The sequence below is a fragment of the Embleya sp. NPDC050493 genome (assembly GCF_044458105.1).
Classification (GTDB): Bacteria; Actinomycetota; Actinomycetes; order Streptomycetales; family Streptomycetaceae; genus Embleya.
Genome location: NZ_JBITHP010000018.1, coordinates 112,987 through 133,580 on the forward strand (window position 1 = coordinate 112,987; position 20,594 = coordinate 133,580).

16 protein-coding genes are annotated in these 20,594 nt (G+C 72.4%); 4 read left to right on the top strand and 12 right to left on the bottom strand.

Features of this window, described 5'->3' with window-relative positions:
* Positions 1–175: 175 nt before the first annotated feature.
* The 4 genes from nirD to ACIBM5_RS29860 all read right to left on the bottom strand — a co-directional run bounded on the left by nirD (position 176) and on the right by ACIBM5_RS29860 (position 7,572).
* Positions 176–544 (bottom strand): nitrite reductase small subunit NirD, encoded by a 369-nt coding sequence (gene nirD / locus ACIBM5_RS29845; RefSeq protein ID WP_396009633.1) that lies wholly within the window; start codon positions 542–544, stop codon positions 176–178.
* Positions 541–3,084 carry a nitrite reductase large subunit NirB gene (gene nirB / locus ACIBM5_RS29850; RefSeq protein ID WP_396009634.1) on the bottom strand — a complete coding sequence of 848 codons (2,544 nt, stop codon included), beginning with the start codon at positions 3,082–3,084 and terminating at the stop codon, positions 541–543. The genes nirD and nirB overlap by 4 nt, the downstream gene beginning before the upstream one ends.
* A gap of 407 nt (positions 3,085–3,491) precedes the next feature.
* On the bottom strand, positions 3,492–4,871 hold the full coding sequence (locus ACIBM5_RS29855; protein WP_396009715.1) for an NAD(P)/FAD-dependent oxidoreductase: 1,380 nt from the start codon (positions 4,869–4,871) through the stop codon (positions 3,492–3,494).
* A gap of 337 nt (positions 4,872–5,208) precedes the next feature.
* Complete coding sequence (locus tag ACIBM5_RS29860; RefSeq protein ID WP_396009635.1) at positions 5,209–7,572, bottom strand: molybdopterin oxidoreductase family protein; 2,364 nt, start codon at positions 7,570–7,572, stop codon at positions 5,209–5,211.
* Positions 7,573–7,762: 190 nt separating this feature from the next.
* On the opposite strand from ACIBM5_RS29860, the gene ACIBM5_RS29865 reads away from it, so the two are divergent.
* Positions 7,763–8,890, top strand: a complete 1,128-nt coding sequence (locus ACIBM5_RS29865; protein WP_396009637.1) for a uroporphyrinogen-III synthase — start codon at positions 7,763–7,765, stop codon at positions 8,888–8,890.
* A 656-nt stretch (positions 8,891–9,546) separates the two neighbouring features.
* Here the strand turns inward: ACIBM5_RS29865 and ACIBM5_RS29870 are convergent.
* Positions 9,547–10,041, bottom strand: a complete 495-nt coding sequence (locus ACIBM5_RS29870) for a peptidylprolyl isomerase (protein ID WP_391584510.1) — start codon at positions 10,039–10,041, stop codon at positions 9,547–9,549.
* A gap of 488 nt (positions 10,042–10,529) precedes the next feature.
* Here ACIBM5_RS29870 and ACIBM5_RS29875 point away from each other — a divergent pair, with 488 nt between their 5' ends.
* A complete protein-coding gene (locus ACIBM5_RS29875; protein WP_391584509.1) occupies positions 10,530–11,315 on the top strand; it encodes a hypothetical protein in 786 nt (261 codons plus the stop codon).
* Positions 11,316–11,333: 18 nt separating this feature from the next.
* On the opposite strand, the gene ACIBM5_RS29880 is transcribed toward ACIBM5_RS29875, so the two are convergent.
* From ACIBM5_RS29880 to ACIBM5_RS29890, 3 genes are all read right to left on the bottom strand, one after another.
* Positions 11,334–11,846: a hypothetical protein gene (locus tag ACIBM5_RS29880; protein WP_396009638.1), complete on the bottom strand. Its 513-nt coding sequence runs from the start codon at positions 11,844–11,846 to the stop codon at positions 11,334–11,336.
* Positions 11,847–12,073: 227 nt separating this feature from the next.
* Entirely contained in the window at positions 12,074–12,715 is a 642-nt protein-coding gene (locus ACIBM5_RS29885; protein WP_396009639.1) for an NAD(P)-dependent oxidoreductase, read from the bottom strand.
* Positions 12,712–13,527, bottom strand: coding sequence for an SDR family NAD(P)-dependent oxidoreductase (locus ACIBM5_RS29890; RefSeq protein WP_396009640.1), 816 nt, complete (start codon positions 13,525–13,527; stop codon positions 12,712–12,714). The genes ACIBM5_RS29885 and ACIBM5_RS29890 overlap by 4 nt, the downstream gene beginning before the upstream one ends.
* 179 nt (positions 13,528–13,706) lie before the next feature.
* Here ACIBM5_RS29890 and ACIBM5_RS29895 point away from each other — a divergent pair, with 179 nt between their 5' ends.
* Positions 13,707–14,306, top strand: coding sequence for a TetR/AcrR family transcriptional regulator (locus ACIBM5_RS29895; protein ID WP_391584505.1), 600 nt, complete (start codon positions 13,707–13,709; stop codon positions 14,304–14,306).
* A 443-nt stretch (positions 14,307–14,749) separates the two neighbouring features.
* On the opposite strand, the gene ACIBM5_RS29900 is transcribed toward ACIBM5_RS29895, so the two are convergent.
* From ACIBM5_RS29900 to ACIBM5_RS29915, 4 genes are all read right to left on the bottom strand, one after another.
* Positions 14,750–15,832 carry an L-tyrosine/L-tryptophan isonitrile synthase family protein gene (locus ACIBM5_RS29900; RefSeq protein WP_396009641.1) on the bottom strand — a complete coding sequence of 361 codons (1,083 nt, stop codon included), beginning with the start codon at positions 15,830–15,832 and terminating at the stop codon, positions 14,750–14,752.
* A 100-nt stretch (positions 15,833–15,932) separates the two neighbouring features.
* A complete protein-coding gene (locus tag ACIBM5_RS29905; protein ID WP_396009717.1) occupies positions 15,933–17,189 on the bottom strand; it encodes a cytochrome P450 in 1,257 nt (418 codons plus the stop codon).
* A 348-nt stretch (positions 17,190–17,537) separates the two neighbouring features.
* Positions 17,538–18,293, bottom strand: coding sequence for an SDR family NAD(P)-dependent oxidoreductase (locus tag ACIBM5_RS29910; protein ID WP_396009642.1), 756 nt, complete (start codon positions 18,291–18,293; stop codon positions 17,538–17,540).
* The gene (locus ACIBM5_RS29915) at positions 18,290–19,618 is read right to left on the bottom strand and encodes an alkyl sulfatase dimerization domain-containing protein (RefSeq protein ID WP_396009644.1); all 1,329 of its coding nucleotides are present in this window, start codon (positions 19,616–19,618) and stop codon (positions 18,290–18,292) included. The genes ACIBM5_RS29910 and ACIBM5_RS29915 overlap by 4 nt, the downstream gene beginning before the upstream one ends.
* Positions 19,619–19,680: 62 nt before the next feature.
* On the opposite strand from ACIBM5_RS29915, the gene ACIBM5_RS29920 reads away from it, so the two are divergent.
* A complete protein-coding gene (locus ACIBM5_RS29920) occupies positions 19,681–20,370 on the top strand; it encodes a TetR/AcrR family transcriptional regulator (RefSeq protein WP_396009645.1) in 690 nt (229 codons plus the stop codon).
* Positions 20,371–20,594 lie beyond the last annotated feature (224 nt).

Here is a 20,594-nt window from a genome sequence, read left to right on the forward strand (position 1 = left end):
AACCGGCCTTGACGTCCGCGCGGGCACGGGCACGGAACCGGCCTTGACGTCCGCGCGGGCACGGGCACGGCGCCGGCCTGATGCCGACACGAGCACCGACACCGTCACCGGCACCGGCACCGGCACCCGCACCCACACCGGTCGAAGAACGGTTCCGCGCACGCCCCCCGCTCCGTCAGCGCGTACGAACCGCCCACGTCCGCAACGCCGCCGGCTGCCCGTCGGGGGCCTCGTCCTCGTCCAGACACGCACCCGTACGAAGGTCGAACACCTGCTTGTACATCGGCGACGCAACCGTGGGCACGTCACCCCGCTGCCCGACGATGCCGCGGGACATGACGTACGCGCCGCTGAACGGGTCGCGGTTGGCCAACGCGTACAACCGCCCCGCCCGGTCGCGAAACACCGCGACCTGGTGGCCCTCGATCAGGGCCGCGACACCGCGACCCGGCACGAGGTCGGCGTACGCACACACCGGCATCCACCCGGTTTCGCCGGCGATCTCGACGGTGAGCATGGTCGTCGACTCGATACGTGTCGTCATCGGCCGCGTACCTCCAACTTCTCGAACAGGACGGGCTTGATCTGGTCCCGCTCGGCGGTGAACCGAACGGTGGGGTCGGGGGTCCCGGGCGCATTGACGAACGACACGAACCGGCGGACCCGGTCCGGGTCGGCCAGCGTCGCCGCCCACTCGTCCCGGTAGGTGCCGATGTGACGGGCCATCAATTCGTCCAGGTCGGCGCAGATCCCGAGCGAGTCGTCGATGATCACCGAACGCAGGTGGTCGAGACCGCCCTCCATCCGCTCCACCCACGACGCGGTGCGTTCGAGTCGGTCGGCGGTACGGATGTAGAACATCAGGAAGCGGTCGATGGTGCGGATCAGTGTGTCGCGGTCGAGGTCGCTCGCCAGCAGGTCGGCATGCCGCGGGGTCATCCCGCCGTTGCCGCCGACGTACAGGTTCCAGCCCTCGGCGGTGGCGATCACCCCGAAGTCCTTGCTCTGCGCCTCGGCGCACTCGCGGGCGCACCCGCTCACCGCGGACTTGAGTTTGTGCGGCGAACGCAGCCCCCGGTACCGCAGTTCGAGCTCGATCGCGAGACCGACCGAGTCCTGCACGCCGTAGCGGCACCAGGTCTCGCCGACGCACGACTTCACGGTCCGCAGCGCCTTGCCGTATGCGTGGCCCGACTCGAAGCCGGCCGCGACCAACCGGCCCCAGATCTCCGGGAGTTGGTCGACCGTCGCACCGAACAGGTCGATCCGCTGGCCGCCGGTGATCTTCGTGTACAGGCCGAAGTCACGGGCGATCTCACCGATGGTGATCAAGCCCCCGGGAGTGATCTCGCCGCCGGGGATGCGCGGGACGACCGAATACGAGCCGTTGCGCTGGATGTTGGCGAGAAAGTGGTCGTTGGTGTCCTGAAGCGAGGCCTGTTCGCCGTCCAGGATGTGCCCCTGGGCCAGACTCGCCAGGATCGAGCCGACGGTGGGTTTGCAGACGTCGCACCCGTCGCCGCCCGACGCGCCGGCACTGCCGTGCTCGTCGATCAGCCGGGTGAAGGACGTGATGCCCTTGACCCGAACTATCTCGTACAACTCGGCGCGGGTGTGCTCGGCGAAGTGCTCGCACAACCCGCGCATGCTCTCGATGCCGGCGGCGGCCAGTTCGTCGGTCACGATCGTGCCGATGAGCTTGACGCAACTTCCGCACCCGGTACCGGCCTTGGTGCACTTCTTGACGGCGGGAAGATCGAGGCAGTCGTGGGCGGTGACCGCGTTTCGGATCTCCGCCTTCGTCACCGCGTGGCACGAGCACACCACCGCCTCGTCCGGAAGCTCGAACCGCACCGGCGCACCCATCGACGCGGGCAGCACGAGTTGTTCGGCCGGCACCGGCAGGGCGCCGCCGGTCAGCGGCCGCAACGTGCCGTACGCCTCCGCGTCACCGACCAGAACGCCACCCAGCAGCTGTCCGTCCGTTCCGATGACCAGCTTCTTGTACACGCCGGCCCGGGTGTTGGAGTACAGCACCTCCACGCACCCCTCGGCCGTTCCGTGCGCGTCGCCGAAACTGGCCACCTCGACGCCGAGCAGCTTGAGTTTGGTGGACAGATCCGCTCCGGTGAATCCCTCCGTCCCGGCACCGGCGATCTCGGCCGCGGCCACCTCGGCCATCGCGTATCCCGGTGCGACCAGCCCGTACACGCGCCCGTCCGCGGCCAGCGCACACTCGCCGACGGCCAGGATGTGCGGATCCTCGGTCCGACAGCGCTCGTCCACGACGATGCCACCGCGCTCACCCACCGCGAGGCCCGCGTCCCGGGCGAGTTGGTCCCGGGGCCGTACTCCGGCCGAGAACACCACCAGATCGGCGGCCAGTTCGCTGCCGTCGGACAACGTCATGCCCGAGACCCGCCCGTCGTCACCGGTGGTGACGGCCTGCGTCCCCGCACCGGTGTGGACGGTCACCCCCAGCTCCTCGACCTTGCGCCGCAACACCTCGCCGCCGCCGTCGTCGACCTGAATGGCCATCAGACGCGGCGCGAACTCGACGACATGGGTGTCCAGCCCCATCGCGGTCAGCGCTCCGGCGGCTTCGAGTCCGAGCAACCCGCCGCCGACGACGGCTCCCACCCGCGCACCGCGCGCGGCGGCCTCGATCGCCTCGACGTCCTCGATGGTGCGATACACGAAGCACCCGTCCGCGTCATGGCCGGGCACCGGCGGCACGAACGGATACGACCCGGTCGCCAGCACGAGCACGTCGTACGGAACGCTGCGGCCGGTCCGGGTGGTCACGGTGCGGCCGACCCGATCGATCGCCTCGACGGGATCCCCGAGCCGAATGTCGATCTGGTGCTGCCGCGCGAACTCGGCACTGCACAACGACAGTTCCTCCGCCGTCGTGCCCGAGAACCAGGACGTCAGGTGCACCCGGTCATAGGCCCGCCGCGGCTCCTCGGCCAGCACGGTGACTGCAAACCGCCCACCGGCCTGCTCGACCAGCGCCTCGACGAACCGCTGCCCCACCATGCCGTGACCGACCAGTACCACATTCGTCTTCCCGACATCACTCACGACCGACTCCTCCAACAACGCCAAGACACCCCGGACCCACGACCGCCACAAATCCACTCACCAACCCACGCCCCCACCCCCCGACCGCTCTCCGCCCCCGGCCGCGCCGGCCGGACCCCCGCCGCCCGCCCCGGCACCACCAACACGGGCCGACACCCGCCCCACTCGTCGACGCGGCGGCACGAACCGGCCTGCACGAGGCGGCAGCCCAGCCGGGCAGCGAAGGCGAAGATGGTCGAGCCGGTCCTCCCGGTCCGCAACTACGGTCGTGCCGGCCCGAGTCGGGTTCACCCCGTCGGTGCGGCCCCGCGACGTGCCGGCTCGGTGTGCCGGAAGCTTCGGTCGCCGGGTGCGGCCCGGGTCGTTGCGGTGACGCCGTCGGGCGGCGGCGGTCGTGGGAGACGTGGTCATCGGTACGCTCCCGGCACGGCCAACAGGTGGAGGGGGTCGGCCGGCAGCGGATCGTCGCGTTCGAAGGCGCGGGTCAGGGCGCCAGCGGTGGCGAGGTCACCAATCAGGATCCCGGCGACGAGCCGGTCGCCGCGCATGACGAGCTTCTTGTAGGCATTGCGGGTCGGATCGGCCAGGCGTACGACGTCGTCGCCCGCCCGGGCACCCGTCGCACCGAACGCCGCGACCGCCAAGGGCCCGGCCGTCAGCCGCATCATCGTGCGCGACCCGGCGTAGCGCTCGCCGCCGCCGGTGAGGTGCGCGGCCAGGACGTCGGCCTGATCCCACGCCGCCGCCGCAAGGCCGTGGACGTCCCCGGCGAACTCGGCACAATCCCCGATGGCATGAACGCCGGTGGCCGAGGTGGCGAGCCGGTCGTCCACCACGATCCCGGTATGGACCCGCAGGCCCGCGTCGCGGGCGAGCGCCACCCTGGGACGGACCCCACAGGCGAGCACGACCAGATCCGCGTCGAGCAGGTGCCCGTTGGCGAGTTCGACGCCGGCGACATGCTCCGTGCCCGTCAGGGCCCGAGCCCGGTTGTCGAGGTAGACCGCGACGCCGAGGTCGGCGAGACCACAGAGCAACGCACTCGCGGCTTGGGCATCGAGGTGACGCTCCATCAAGTGTGGTCCCTGATGCACGACTTCGACCGCGACCCCCAACGCCGCCAAAGCCCGCGCGGCGCTCACGCCGAGAACGCCTCCCCCGATCACCACGGCCCGCTCGGCCCTGGGCGCCGCATCGGCCAGCGCGGCGCAATCGTCCAGAGAACGAAACGCGTGCACGCCGCCGAGCAGCTCCAGACTCGGCTCGCCACGACTCGGCGGGGCGGGGGCGGGGGCGGGCGCGGCGGTCGGCGCAGCGGACGGCGCAGCGGGCGGCGCAGCCGGCGCGGAAGCGGCAGGCCCGGCCACGGTTTGCCCAGTCGGCCCGGTCGGCCCGGTCGGCCCGGTCGACCCCGTCGAGGTGAAGGAACCGTGCGGCCTGCCGGCGACCCGCAGGTTTCGCATCGGTGGCAGCACGGGCCCGGCGCCGGTCGCAAGCACGATCGCATCGAACGAATGCACCTCGCCGTCGGCCAACCGAAGAGAGCACCGCTCCGCGTTAAGAGCACTGACCCGCGCTCCGACCCGAACCACCGCCGACGGCCCGACCGGAAGTCCGATCGCCTCGGCCCCGAAGCGAGCACTGAGCACATCCGCGAGCAGTGCTCTGTTGTACGGCGCATACATCTCGTCCCCGAACACCGTCACGGAAATCCTGGCATCCCGCGCAGCGATCTGCTGTGCAAACCGCGCCGCCGCCATCCCCGCTCCCACCACCCCAACCCGCATCGCGATCACCTTTCACAACCAAGAGCACCGCTCACACTCACGAGCACCGCTCCACCAAAACGCCACCACACCCGACCGCGCGACCTCGCAAGAGCACTGCTCGCATCAATGAGCGGTGCTCCGCCCTGGGCGCCACGACCTCCCACGGCAATTCGAGAGCACTGCTCATATTCGAGAGCACCGCTCCCCGAGAGCCGACCCACACCGGAGCACCGCACACACCCGAGAGCACCGCTCCCCGAGGACCCACCCGCACCGGAGCACCGCACACACCCGAGAGCACCGCTCACATCGGCGAGCACTGTTCCGGCGAGCTCCTTCAACCGGCAAAGTGCCATCAGGCGCCTCCCCCGTCAGCGTTGCCGCCGCCAACCCCGATCCCGCTCAACGCAACGCCCCCGCCCCCGCCCCCGCCCGGGCCCCGACCCCCGCCCGACCCCGGACCCCGACCCCCGCCCGGCTCGCCCCCACCCTCGCCCCCACCCCCACCCCGACCCCCGCCCGACTCGGCACCAACCCCACGCTCCCCCGCCCCCCGCTCGACGTTGCCGACCCGGTCGAGCCGGACCGCGCAGACCTTGAACTCCGGCATTCGCGATACCGGGTCCAGGGCCGCGTTCGTCACCGAGTTCGCCCGCCCCGCGCCCGACCAGTGGAACGGCATGAAAACCGTGTCCGGCCGGATCTCCCGCGAAAGCCTCGCCGGCGCGACCGCGCGTCCTCGCCGACTCGTGACCGCGACCGGATCGCCCTCGCCCACCCCCATCCGCCCCGCCAGGTCCGGGTGCAATTCCACGAACGGACCGGGCGCCGCGCGGTTCAGGGTCGGGACGCGGCGGGTCTGGGCGCCGCTCTGGTACTGGCTCAGCACCCGGCCCGTGGTCAGGTACAGCGGATATTCCGCGTCCGGCTCCTCCGCCGCGGCCCGATGCGTCGGCGCCGCGAAGCTGGCTCTTCCGTCCGGTGTGGCGAAGCGGTCCAGGAACAGCCGCGGCGTACCCGGGTGGGTCACCTCCGGGCAGGGCCAGAACACCCCGTCCTCGGCCCGGATGCGGTCGTACGTGATCCCCGCGTAGTCCGCCGCGCCGCCCGCCGATGCCCGGCGCAGTTCGTCGAACACCTCCTCCGCGTCCGTCGCGAAGCCGCGCTCGACGCCCAGCCGGCGCGCGAGCGCGTTCAGTGTGAACAGGTCCGTCCGCACGCCCTCGGGTACCGGCAGGGCCGCCTGACGCAGGATCACCCTGCCCTCCAGGTTCGTCGTGGTTCCGTTCTCCTCGGCCCACTGGGCACTGGGCAGCACGACGTCGGCCAGCGCCGCGGTCTCGGACAGCACCACGTCCGCCACGACCAGGAAGTCCAGCGCCGCGAGTCGGGTCTCCACGTGCGCCGCGTTCGGCGCGGACACCACCGGGTTCGAGCCCATCACGAACAGGGCGCGGATCTCGTCACCGCAGGACTCCAACAGCTCGTACGCGGAACGCCCGGGTCCCGGCAGCGAATCCGGGTCCACGCCCCAGACGCCCGCCACGTGCGCCCGCGCGGTCGGGTCCGTGATCATTCGGTAGCCGGGCAATTGGTCGGCCTTCTGGCCGTGTTCGCGTCCGCCCTGCCCGTTGCCCTGGCCGGTCAGGCAGCCGTACCCGGACAGCGGTCGGCCGGCCTTGCCGGCCGCCAGGCACAGATCGATCCAGGCCCCGACCGTGTCCACGCCCTTGCTCTGCTGCTCCGGGCCGCGGGCCGTCAGCACCATGGCCGCCGGCGCCGACGCGAACATGCGGATCGTTTCCCGCATCGCCTCCACCGGTACGCCGGTGATCCGCTCGACCCGCTCCGGCCAGTGCGCCATCGCCGCCGCCTGTGCCGCTTCGAAGCCGACCGTGCGGGCCGCCACGAACTCCTCGTCCACGTGCCCGTCGGCGATCAGCAGGTGCAGCAGGCCCAGCGCGAGCGCCAAGTCCGTACCCGGGACCGGCTGAAGGTGCAGATCGGCCTCGGCCGCCGTCCGGGTCCGGCGCGGGTCCACGACCACCAATCGCCCGCCGGCCGCGCGCATGTCGGTGAAGTAGCGCAGGGCCGGCGGCATCGTGTCCGCCGGATTGGCCCCGACCAGGATGACGCAGCCGGTCCGGGCGATGTCCTCCATCGGAAACGGCAGCCCTCGATCGATCCCGAACGCCGCCTTGCCCGCAGCCGCCGCCGAGGACATACAGAACCGGCCGTTGTAGTCGATGTTCGCCGTGCGCAGCACCACCCGCGCGAACTTCCCCAACAGATAGGCCTTCTCGTTGGTCAGTCCGCCGCCGCCGAACACCCCGACGGCATCTCGCCCGTACGCCCGGCCCGCGTCCGCCAACCCGGCCGCGACCCGGTCCAGCGCGTCGTCCCACCCGGCCTCGCGCAGCACCCCGTCGGCACCGCGCACCAGCGGCGCGGTCAGCCGTACCCCTCGCCGCAGCACCTCGGCCGCGCTCTGCCCCTTGCCGCACAACGCACCACGATTGACCGGAAACCCGGGCCGCTCGACCACCTCGACCGCCACATCCCCGGCCCCGGGGGCACCCGCGGCCCCCGAGGCACCCGCCGCACCAGCCGCGCCCGGCACGGCCCCCGAGCCCGGCTCGGCCCGCAGGCCCATGCCGCACTGCAGTGAGCAGTACGGGCAATGGGTGTCCGTCGTCGTGGTCCCGGCGTGCGTCGTCATGTCGGTAGCGTCGCGAGCTACGGTTACGCCGCCTGGTCTGCGATGTTGCGCCGGCGGTACGGCTGTCTCACCGGGCCGGGTGCCCGTCGTGAGAACCGTGACACCGAAGAGCCCCACGAAAACCCCAGACCTAACCCCGGGGTGATCACGCCGCAACACCCCCGTAACGCCGACCCCCCACTCTCGTCACATGGTTACTCGCACAAACGCCGCCGAACCCCTCGTCGGGCTCACGGTCGGCGTCACGGCCGCCCGGCGCCGCGACGAACTGGTCGCCCTGCTCGAACGTCGCGGCGCAAAGGTCGTGGGCACCGCGACGCTCAGCATCATCCCGTTGCGCGAGGACCACGTACTGCGTCTCGCCACCGAGCGCTGCCTGGTCGAACCGCTCGACTACGTGGTCGCGACGACCGGCGTGGGCTGGCGCGGCTGGATGAACGCGGCCGAGGGTTGGGGACGATCCGCCGAGTTGCGCCGAGCCTGCGAGGCCGCGACGGTGATCAGCCGCGGCCCCAAGGCCACCGGAGCGGTTCGGGCCTCGGGGCTGCGCGAGACGTACTCGCCCGGCTCGGAGGCCAACGACGAGCTTCTGCACTGGTTGCTCGCCCGGGATCTGCGTGGCCGTCGGATAGCGCTCCAGGAACACGGCGCGCCGCTGGAGGGGTTCGCCTCGATCCTGCGCGAGCGCGGCGCCGAGGTGATCGAACTGCCCGTGTACCGATGGGGACCGCCGGAGGATCCGGTCGCGGTGCGCCGCCTGGTCGAACAGGTGACCCGACGCGAGCTGCACGCGCTCACCTTCACCAGCGCACCCGCGATCGGCGCATTCCTCCAGACGGCCGACGAACTCGGGCGGCGCGAGGAGGTGTTGGCCGCGCTGCGGACGAGCGTGCTGCCCGTGTGCATAGGCGGGATCTGTGCCAAGCCGCTGACCGACGAGGGTGTGGATGCGGTCTGGCCGGAGCGGGGACGGCTGGGCTCACTTGTGCGTACGGTCACCGAGACGCTGCCCGGGCGGGTTCGGCGCGAGTTGGACACCGGTACGGATCGCCTGATCCTGCAGGGCAGCGCGGTCCTGGTGCAGGGTGGCGTGATCTCGTTGTCGCCGGTGTCGGCAGCGGTCCTGCGCGCGCTGGCCGAACGACCGGGCTGGGTGCTCAGTCGCGCCGAACTCCTGCGCCGGGTCTGGCGTGACGCCTCCGCCGACGAGCATGCGGTCGAGGCCGCCGTGGCCCGACTGCGCACCTCGCTCGGCCCGCACAAGGGGCTGATCAAGACGGTCACGAAACGCGGCTACCGCCTGGCCGTGGCAACCTGACACATCCGAAGCTGTAGCCGAGGGCACCCGACGTCACGAACTCCCCTCGCCCGCACCGCCGACAGGACCCACCCGGCGGGCGATCACCCGCCTCGCCCCGTCACCCATCGCGCCACGCCGCACGCTGCACGCCGCGCCACCCTCGGCGTTGCGCGCCGTTATCGGGAGCAGGCATTGTCCCGAGAGCGGTGAAACGACCGAGGCCGGTCCGCCGTCGGTCCGTCGAGGCGAGTTCCGCGCGTGAACCCCGAATGCCCCCGTTGCAAGCGGGAGTTGGCGTCCATGGAGGTACTGCTCGATCAGTACGGCACGGCCGGTTCGCCCGGCTCGCCCGACCTGAGCGGCACGGCCACGGCCCGCACCAGGCACGCCACGAGCAGCAGCACCTCAGGCCCCCGCACATCGCAGACGAGAACGAGGCCCCCGGCCGCGGGCGCGCCACGATCGTGCATCGGTATCGAACCCCGCTACACCCGAGGTCCAGTGGAGGAAGGCACCCTCCCGAAGAGGGCACGGGCCGCCCGAGGGCGCGGGCGGACCGGCCGAAGCCCCCGGGCGCAGCGCAATGGCGGGTCGCGCATCGCGGGGCGCCCGGGGAACGTACGGACGAGCCCGACGTGGCCGGGGCTGCGTACCGCTGGTGTGGCGTGGGTCGGTCAGTCCTTGACGATGCCCGAGGCGGCGACCACGATCTTGCCGTTGGTGGCGCCGGAGCGCGAACCCAGCGCCTCGATCCGGTCGACCAGTTCCTTGCCCTCGACGACCTCGCCGAAGACGACGTGCTTGCCGTCGAGCCACGAGGTGACGGCGGTGGTGATGAAGAACTGCGAGCCGTTGGTGTTCGCACCGGCGTTCGCCATCGACAGCAGGTACGGGCGGTCGTGCTTGAGCTTGAAGTTCTCGTCGGCGAACTTCTCGCCGAAGATGCTCTTGCCACCGGTGCCGTCGCCGCGGGTGAAGTCGCCGCCCTGGAGCATGAACTCCGGGATCACCCGGTGGAACGGCGAACCGGCGTAGCCGAAGCCGTGCTCGCCCGTCGCGAGTTCGCGGAAGTTCCGGGCGGTCTGCGGGACGACCTCGTCGAAGAGGGAGAAGACGATGCGGCCCTGGGGGACGTCGTTGATGCTGATGTCGAAGTAGACGTTGCTCATGGCGCCCATCCTGCCCTATTCGCGCGGGCCCACCCGTCCCGGGCTTCCCCAGCCCGCCCCACCGGCACCCTCGACGCCCCGAACGGCGCTCCCCTCACCACCACGATCCGCCGCGCCCCCACCCGCACGCACCCCGGCGTGTCGCGCGCACCGAAGGGATCGGCACCCGCCTCGAACACCGTCGCAACGGCTCCCACCGACACGCGCCACCCGACGACCAAGCGTGCCCAACGACACACCCCGCACCCCGCGCCTTCGCGCTCCGCCTCTGCACCTCACCCCTCCTCCCCTCCTCCCCTCCTCCACCCCTCCGCTCCACTCCTCCACCCCTCCGCCCGCTTCCCACCTCTCACACCCGCCTCGTCCCCTGTCCCCTCTGCCCCTCCGCCCCCTCTGCCCCTTCGCCCCCTCTGCCCCACGCATCACACGCATAACGGCTTCCCCCGCAGTCCTGTCGGGATGTCACCCCGGTCCGTACGATGCGAGTCATGACGGGGGTCACGGAAGACCGGAATCGGCACGGAAACCTGGTACTGCTGCTGGCCGCGCTGCTCTTCGCGGTCCTGGTGTTGCCGCACGTATTGGAGGACGACGACGGGCGCTCCCCGGCCGGGCTGACGGCGGCCACTCGGGGTCTGCCGTCGGGAGGGTTGCCCACGGGAGAGGCGTCGGTGCGCGGACTGCCGTCGGATCCGCGCCGGACGCCGGGACGAGCCACGCCGGACTCCCGCCCGGGGATCGATACGCCGCCGGCGCCGGTACGCGATCCGCAGGCGGACGCGTTCGCCGCCGTGGCCCGGAAGGGGGTCTGCCTCAACGCGTGGCAGACCGGCACCGAGCGCGGCAGCGGATGGAACAGCGACACCCCGCGCGCGGTGGACTGCGACGCGGATTCCGCATTCGTGCGGGTGGTCGGGGTCAATGCCACGAACTGTCCGACCGCCGATCCCGGGATCGCCGGTTGGCGATACGGGAACGTCGAACTGTGCCTGGAAAGGCAGTTCCGTCAGGGCCAGTGCTTCCTCGTCTCGCGCGAGGGCGGCACCCAGGACACGCCGCGCTATTCCGCCAACCTGTTCACCTGGGTCGATTGCGGCGCGCAGCGGATCCCGTCGGGCTTCGACTCGCTCCTGGCCGTCACCGGCGTGTATCGCGCGCCGAGCAACGTGCAGGCCGGAGCGTGTGCGCGGGCGGCCAACGACCGAACGTACTACTGGTATTGGGTCGCGCGCTCGAACAGCACCCTGGTCTGCGCCACCTACCCGCGCCGATGAAATGCCGTGCCTTCGGGTTCAGTTGCGTGTCGCCGTGTGCATGACACCGAATCCGATCCCGAGGGCGGCCACCACGATCGGGCCCGACGCGAAGTAGTAGGCCGCGGTGACGGAAGCCAGTACGCAGTACGCGGCGGATACGTAGGACAGGGCCACCTGTAGTTCCGCCGAGCCGTGCCTGTTGAGGCGCACGACCAGGGCGCAGCAGACCGCCGCCCACAGCGCCGCACGCTCCTGCCCGAACGACGCCGACTCGTACAGTTCGACCGCGTCGCGATGCCAACCGTCGTCGGCCAGGGACGCGGCGAAGTCGAGCACCGAGCGGAGATCGTCCGGTGGCCGGCGGGTCCCGGATCTCAGGCCCTCCATCGTCGATCTCCAGTATTCGGACAGGAGCAGAATCGCCAGCCCGACGCTGTGGCAGACCTTGGCGAACCCGTCACCGGACCCCAGTCGCGACGCACTCCCGCCGTCCTGCCCGGCCTCGGATCCCGCCGTACCGCCGTCCCCCGTACCCCCGTCAACCGCCATACCGGCAGCGTAGCGAGGAGCGCGCCACCGCGCGGGCTCATGGCACACCGAACGTCCATGGCACTCGGCCGACCGAACGGCCGTGACACTTCGCCGAGTTCGAAGAGCGGTCCGCTGCACGCACCGGCCGTCGGGGCGGCGCGGGTGGCGGGATGCCCGCCCGGATCGTCGACCTGGTCCTTCCTCGTGGATCGGTTGGGTGTGGCGAGGCCGGGCGGGCGGCGCGGTCAGTACGAGAGCGAGACGCGGCGCCGGAAGAGGGCGCGATCGTCGAGGTGGCCCAGGACGAAGTCGGCGAGGTCGGCGCGGGAGATCTGCGTCGGCCGATCGAGCGGGCGGTCCCCGTCGTGGGTGAATCGATACGTGCCGGTGCGTGGTCCGTTGGTGAGCATGGGGGCCCGCACGATTGTCCAGTCGACCTCGTCGTCGGTGGCGAGGTCGTCCTCCATGCGCCGCATGTCGGCGTAGGCGTGGCGGTGCAGCGGCCGGATGATCAGGCGGGTGACCAGGCGTTGGGCCGCCGGCGTACCGGCCCCCGAGTCCAGGGCGCCGGAGGAGAGGCAGAACAGGCGCCGGACGCCCGCGGCGGTCATCGATCGGCGCAGGTTGGCCGTGCCCTGCGAGTAGATCGTGGTGCGCGCCCGGGTGGTGGCGCCCAGCGCGCTGAGCACGACGGTGTGGCCGGGCAGTACCCCGTCGAGGTCGGCTCGGTCCAGTGCGTCGCCGGCCACGACGCGCAGGCGCTCGTGGCGTGTGGTGATGCGTTCGGGGTGTCGGGCGAGGGCGGTGACGTGGTGGCCGGCGACCAGGGCCTGCCCGACCAGGCGGGCTCCCGTACCGCCGGCCGCGCCCACGACGAGCAGGTTCACGTCGCGGTCGGGTTCGGTCGCAGGCCACCGGCGGGGCGGCGGAAGGGCGGCGAGCCGGCGAGCTTGCCGCCGTCGATCGGCAGTGTGGCGCCGGTGATGAAGGACGATGCGTCCGAGCACAGCCACACCACCGCCGCCGCGACCTCCTCCGGGAGGCCGATCCGGCGCATCGGCATCGCCTGGGCGGCGGCCTGCCGGGCATGTTCGCCGGCGGCTTCGAGTTGTTCGGTGTGAATGGGTCCGGGTGCGAGTGCGTTGACCCGGATGCCCGCGTCGGCGTAGTCGAGTGCGGCGGTCCGGGTGAGCCCGATCAGCCCGAACTTGGCCGAGACGTAGCCCGTCAGTCCGCCGACTGCCTGGAGTCCGGCGGTGGAGGACATGTTGACGATGGCGCCCGCACCCCGATCGAGCATGGCGGGGATCTCGTACTTCATGGCCAGGAAGACCCCGCGCAGGTTGACGGCCAGGGCGCTGTCGAAGTCGGCGATCTGCACGTCGGCGAGCGGAGTGGGCGGATGGCCGCCGCCGGCTGCGTTGTTGACCGCCGCGTCCAGGCGTCCGAACCGATCCAGGGTCGCGTCGACCAGGCGTTCGACGGCGGCGGGATCGGTGACGTCGGTGGGTACGGCGAGCGCGCGACCGCCGGCCGCTTCGATCTCGGCGGCCGACGCGTGCAGCGCGTCGGCGTCCCGGGCGGCCAGCACGACCGCCGCTCCGGCGCGGTGCAGGGCGCGGGCGGTGGCGGCGCCGATGCCACGGCTCGCACCGGTCACGATCGCGACCCGGCCGTCGAGCGGTTGTTCGGTGAACATGGTGCACTCCTGTATCGAGGCTGAGCGAATGTGTCGGGGGTTCGGGTGCGGAACGAAGGAAAGTCGGGCTCGGCCGGGCCGGAAGCGCTTCCGGGCAGGCCGGGGTAGGCGCGACCCGGTGGGTCGCGTAGGATTCAATGGACAGACAGTAAATCCAAATGATGGAAGGGGCAAGCCGCGTGAGTCCGCGCGTGTACAAGTCCGACAAGCGCCAAACCGCCGCCGAGGACACCCGGCAGCGGATTCTGGCGGCCGCCCGCGCACTGCTGGCGGGCCCGAAACCCACCCAGATCTCGGTGGACGCGATCGCCAAGGCCGCGGACGTGTCACGGCAGACGATCTACAACGCCTTCGGCTCCAAGTCCGGCCTCCTGGAAGCCCTGTTCGACTCGCTGGCCGGCCGGGCGGACATCGACCTGCCCCGGGCCTTCGCCGCCGTCGACGCGGACGCGGCGCTGCGCCGGTTCACCGAGGGCTTCTGCCGCTTCTGGGCCTCGGATCCGGTCGTGATCCGCCGACTGCGCGGCATGGCCGTGCTGGACTCGGACCTCGACCGGTTGCTGCGCGAGCGCGACGACATGCGCCGCACCGCGCTGACCACGCTGCTGGGCGCACACGCGGAGGCGACCGCCGACGACACGATCGACCTCATCTGGCAGCTCACCGGCTTCGAGACCTACGACGGCCTGGCCCGCCGCGAACCCACTCGGGACCCGGCGGCGGTGACCGACCTGGTGGCGACCGCCGTCACGGCCGTGTACGCGGCGGCGGGCGACTGAGGCCCGGCCGGCGGCCCGGTGGGTCGGTGTCGGTGCGGACGGATACATTCGCCGGTGTCGCCGGAGACTTGCCCCCCAACCAGGTCCGGTGGCGCCGAACGGTCCGCCGCCCCTCGGGGCGGCGGACCGTTCACACCGAACGCCGAACCCGGCCCGGCTCGGCGGCGGCTCGACGTGCGTGTGGGATCACCATCGGGGTGCGGGTGAGCGGAGGGCGGCGGTGCGCCCGGCGCCGGCCGCACGGAGGCGTCGGCCCTGTCGCTCCTGTCGTCCCGGTCGTCCCGGTCGTCATCGTTCGAGCCGCAGGCGCCCGGCACGAGGGCGAGCACGGTGAGGTTTCGGCGCACCGGCTCCGCAACTCCCGCGCCGCGCCCGGCACATCGCGGGTGGCTGCGGACGGGTGTGCAAAGCGGGGCCGTTGTGGCCGCGCCGCCCGCTCGGCGTCATCCGGCGGACGTGCCGGCCTCTCGGGGGTGCCCGGACGAGCCCGGCCCGGCGCCGAGGGACCCGGCGGTACGCCCCGACGGGCGGTCCCCCGGCTCCTGGCGGAAGTGACTGGGACGCCCGTCGCGATGGACCAGCACACCCAGGCGGGCAGCGTCGGCGCGGCGGAGCAGGTGCGGCCGGCCGTCCGGGCCATGCAGGACGGCGGCGTGCCAGGGGGTGGCCCACACGTCGGGCGTGTCCAGGAGTCGGATGCCGAACTTCTCGGCGCCGCGTCGTTGCGGGTGGATGGACAGGCGCAGCGCGTCCGGGTGGCGTTCGGCGATCAGGCCGCTCCACGCGCGGCTGCGCTGGATGACCCCGTACGCGCGGGTGCGGCAGTCGCGTTGCAGCGCGGAGCGGGTGCCGGGGAAGTCCACCGCGTCCTCGAAGAGGAACCGGGTGATCCCGCGATACAGGCGCAGCGTGTCCTCGTCGGCGCGCACCTGGGCCCGCAACTGCGCGACGCCGGGTGCGTGCCGCGCGTGCAGCCAGGCGCGTCCGCGCTCGTGGGTGTCCGCGCCGTGGACGTCGCGCGATCCGTCCCGGACGTCGCGCAGGTCGAGGACGCCCAGGTGGCGCAGGTCGTCCCGGGCGATGATCGCGCGCAGTTCGTCGGCGTAGGCGTCGACGTGCGGGTCCGGGACGTTGACGAGGTCGGCGAAGACGTGGCCGTCGGAGCAGATCAACATGCGCGCGCCGGGTGGGTGGACGCGGGCGATCGAGGCGCACAGTCGGTCAAGGAAGGCCAGGCTCAGGCGTTCGCCCTCGTCGGGGAGCCGGCCGAGGACCTTGTCCGGATTCGGCGACTTGCAGGGGAAGGCCGGGAGGGTGAACACGACGGGTTCGTCGCGCTCGACGAAGTGGGCGAGGCGGTCGAGTTGGCGGGGGAAGTCGGTGACCGCATCGGGCTCGGAGTCGGCGTCGCCGCCGGGCCGGCGCTCCCGCTCCGCCGCGCGGCGGTGCGGCAGCAGGAGGGCCAGGATCGCGGCGCAGGTCGCGGATGTGCGCGCGGGGTCGCGGGGGCGGGTGGCGGCGTGCATGGGTCGGTGTCTCCACGGGGGCAGGCGGCAGGGGGCGCCTCGGCGCGGGCGGTGTGGGAATGCGGTGGCTCGGGTGCGGGCGTGCTGCGGTGGGGGCTGCTCAGCTGCGTTCGCGATAGGTGACCGGCAGCGAGTCGACGCCGCGGGCGAGTACTGCGGGGATCCAGCCGATCTCCTCGACCGGTACCGCCGGGGCCAGGTCGGGCAGACGCGCGAGCAGGGTGCCGAGGGCGACCTGGAGTTCGACCCGGGCCAGGGCGGCGGCGGGGCAGAAGTGCGGGCCGTGTCCGAACGCGAGGTGCGGGTTGGGGCTGCGGTCGAAGTCGAGGGTGTCGGCGTCGGGGAAACGTTTCGGGTCGCGGTTGGCCGCGCACAGCGAGACGATGACCGAATCGCCGGCGGGCACGGTGGTCCCGTGCAGGTCGTCGTCCGCGCCGAGGAAGCGCCACGTGGTTAGTTCGAACGCGCTGTCGTAGCGCAGCAGTTCCTCGACCGCTGCGGGCAACAGGGCGGGCTCGGCGCGCAGTCGGGCCAGGTGCCCGGGGTGGCGCAGCAGGGTCATCAGGGCGGTGCTGATCTGGTTGGTGACCGGTTCCTGTCCGGCGACCAGGAGTTGGAAGACCATCGAGTCCAGTTCCTGGTCGGTGAGATCGCCGGCGGTGTGTGCGGCGACCAGTCGGCAGAGCAGGCCGTCGTCCGGGTGGGCCCGCCGGTCGGCGACCACGTCGGCGATGTAGGTCTGGAGTGCGCGCAACCGTCCCTCGTAGTCCGCGCGTCCGGGATCCCTGGGCCCGACCGGCTGGACGACCTTGCACCATTCGCGACGGAATCCGGCGGCCGACTCGGCCGGGAGGCCGATGACTTCGGCCAGGACCAGGAACGGGAAGCGGGCGGCGAAGCACGCGACCAGGTCGGTCCCGCCGGTGGCGGGCATGGCGTCGAGCAGGGTGTCGGCGATGTGTTGGATCCGCGGGCGCAGCGCCTCGATCCGGCGCGGTGCGAACGCGTCGGTGACCAGGCGTCGCATGGCGGTGTGCTTGGGCGGGTCCTGGTGCAGCAGATGAACCTGGAGTTGCGCGTGTTGCGGTTCGGGCATGATCGAGGCGAGGGCTCGCCAGCGTTCGTTGCCCAGGTCGTGATTCTTGCCCAGGCGCGGGTCGTTGAGCGTGGCGTGGGCGGCCTCGTAGCCGGTGACCAGCCAGGCCCCGACGCCGCTGGGAAAGCGCACCCGATGAATGGGGCCGGCGTCGCGAAGCTTGGCGTACAGCGGGTAGGGATCGCGCTTGTACTCGCGCCCGTACAGGTCGACGGGTCCGGGGGGATTGCCGGCCGACGCGTCGGTATCCGCGGCCCGCACACCGGCGTTCCGGCCGAGCGCGTCGGTATTCGGCCCCTGCGTACGGGCGTTCGGGCCCGGTTCGGGCGTTCTTGTACCGGGTTCGGCCTGGGTCACGGGGGCGCCTTCCTGGTGCGGATTCCCAACGGTGGCGTCGCGAAGGGGTGCGGCGGGCCGGGTCCTCGGGGTGCGGACCCCGCCGGCGCGTGCGTAGGTACCCGAGTAGTCGGGCGCGAGTCGACTCCGGTTCCGGCGAAGCGGAGACGGATTCCCGAGCCCGCCGCCTCTTCCGCTCCTGTGCCACCGTGGGCGCGCGGACGCCGCCGCCCTCACCGAAGGAAACGGCGAGGGCGGCGGGCGGCGGGTGGGTCAGCCGGGCATGGCCGTTCCGCCGTTGACCCGCAGGATTTGGCCGGTGACGAAGCCCGAGGCCGGGGAGGCGAGGTAGCGGATGGCCCAGGCGACGTCGTCCGGTCGGCCGATGCGTCGCAGGGCCGCCGCCTCGATGTTGGCGGCATGCGGGACGCCGGCGGTCATCGGCGTATCGATGACACCCGGTGCGACGGCGTTGACCCGTACGCCCCGGGAACCCACCTCGATGGCGAGGGTCTTCGTGAGTTGGGCGACCGCGGCCTTCGACATCGCGTAGCACGCGACGTTGGGGCGCAGCGTGTCGATGGCGCTGGAGGCGACGTTGACGATGCTGCCGTGGCCCTGGGCGGTCATCACCCGGGCCGCGGCGCGGCAGCCGAAGAAGACGCCCTTGAGGTTGACCGCGAGGACCCGGTCCAGATCGGCCTCGTCGGTGTCGACCACCGGGCGGGAGTACGGGATTCCGGCGACGTTCACCATGATGTCGAGCCGGCCGTGCTGCTCGGCCGTGCCGGTGACCAGGCGCTCGACCGCGTCGGCGTCCGTGACGTCGAGGGTGTGCGGGTGGGCGCGGCCGCGACCGTAGGCCGCGTCGATCGCCTCGGCGGTGTCGGCCGCGCCGGGCCCGTTGTGGTCCGTACACACCACGTGGGCCCCCGATTCGGCCAGCCGGACCGCGGTCGCCCGGCCGATGCCGCTCGCCGCGCCGGTGACCACGGCGACCCACCCGGTCAGGTCGTCGGCGGCGGTCATCGCACGCCCCCGTCCGCGGCGTCGAGAGCCGCGAGCGCCACTCGGGCCGCGTCGGCCGCGGTGCGATAGATGCCCCGGCCCATGAAGGAGGGTTCCGCGTCGAGGCGCACGTCGAACGCGTCGGCGGCGGCCTGCTGGGCGCATCTGCTCCCCGGTTCCGCGAGGGCCGCCAACTCGGCCAGATGGCAGGCCAGTTGTGGGTCGTCGGCGAGCACCGCCCGAGCCCGCTCGGCCATGACGTCGGCGCCGCCGGCGAGTTCCGCGAGGGCGGCGGCGAGTCGTTCGCGCGGTGCGGGCAGCAGGTCGGCGGCGTAGCCGTTCCACCAGCCGCCGTACAACCGGATCACGTTGGCCGCGATGAATTCGGGCCGGTCGTGCAACGGCCGCAGGTACGGCAGGTGTTCGAGGTGCGCGGGCACGCGCAGGGTGTCCAGGATGGCGTCCGGGCGCAGTCCGGCATTCAGGCCGGCCAGCGTGTGTTCAACGATGTGGCGCAGCAACTCCGCGGCATGACCGAGGCGTTCGCGGACGACCTGCGCGCCGACGATCGGCATCGAGTGGCCGGGGATCAGGACCTGCGCGTCCAGGGCGGCGATCCGCTCGAACGCGTCGGCCCATTCCTCGGCGTAGCGCTGGACCTTCTGCGGGTTGCCGGCGTTGGGACACACGCCGTTCCACAGGTCGCCGACGCAGACCAGGCGCCGGCCGGGCATCCACACCCACGTGGCGTCGTCGGTCTCCGCACGCGCGTGGTGCAGTCGGAGTTCCTCGCCGCCGATGCGCAGGGTCAGCGCGTCGTCGTAGAGCGTGTCCGGCCAGATCACGTCGGAGTCCTGGCTCGGCCACCAGGTGCGTGATCCGCCGGACTGCCGGGCGTTCAGCGTCGTGTTGAACGCGGCGGTGCGAATGTAGCGGCGGAACCGGTCCATGGTCGCGCGGTGCGCGACGATCCTGGGGCGGGGGTCACCGCGTCGGGCGGCCTCGGCCAGCAGCGGTCCGTGGCCGAACGCGTGGTCGATGTGCGCGTGGGTGTACACCACGGTGTGCAGCGGCGCCCGGGTGATCGTACGGATCAGCCGGAGCAGTTCCGGTCCGTCGTGGCGCATCCCGGTGTCGACCAGGACCAGGCCCTCGTCGGTCTCGATCACCGCGCAATTGACCACACCCGCGGTGATCTGCCACGTACGCGGCGCCACCTCGATGGCCCGGCCTCTGGGTTCCGACCACACCTCGAAGAGTTGCCCCATGGTGCTCACGGGCGTGCGGTGCGGTGGCGTGCCGGCGCTCTCCGGCGCGTCGGCGACGTCGGGTATCCGATCGTTCATGTGCGTCTCCCTGGGCTGGGCGGACCTGTCCATCACCTGATTGAATCAGGTGATGGACTATCATGATCCGGCCACGGCGACAAGGCCGGGCGACGGCGCTGGAAGGCGGCTACACCATGCGGGACAACGTGGAGGTGCGATCGGGGGCGGGCGGCGACACGACCGCGCGACGCCTGATCGAGGCGGCCGAACGCCGGATCGCGGAGGTGGGCGTCGATGCCGCGTCGATGCGTGCGATCAACGCCGACGCGGGGGTCAACGTGGCCGCGGCGCACTACCACTTCGGCTCCAAGCAGGCCCTGGTACGGGCTGTGCTCGCGCACCGCATGAGCGAACTGGCCGCGCGGCGCGACCGCCACCTCGCCGCACCGGCATCGGCCGCGGAGCCCGCGCTCGACGCGGTCGCCGGGGCGTTCGTGCGTCCGCTCGAGGAGATCGCCCGCGAGAAGCCCTGGGGGCGCACGTACCTGAACTTCCTGGCCGCGCTTGCCCGGGCGGCCCCGCCGTGGCGCGAACTGCTGGCCGAACAGGCCGCCCTGCACCGCGCGGCCTTCGACGCCGAACTCGCCCGGTCCCTCCCGGGCCTCCCCCGCGACGTCCTGCGGACCCGCTTCGGCTGGGCGGCGCTCACCGTGGTCACGGCCCTCGCCGACGCGGCGGATCCGGACGGCACCTCCACGGTCGCCGACGACCTGGTCGACTACATCTGCGGCGCCCTGGGCGCACCGGTGCACCGGGAACCCCGCGAGTGAGCGACCCGCCGGGTCGAGGCCCATGTGTTGCCCGGTACGGCTGAGCGACCCGCCGGGTCGGGGCCCACGTGTTGCCGGGTATGGCTGCACGCGGAACCCCGCGGGTGAGCGACCCGCCGCCGCACGAGCGGACGCGGGGGGGGCGCCGCCGCGGGGGAGGCGGGGGCGCGGGGGGGGGGCGGGGGCGCCCCCCCGCGGCCCCGCCGCGTACGGGGGGCGCCGGC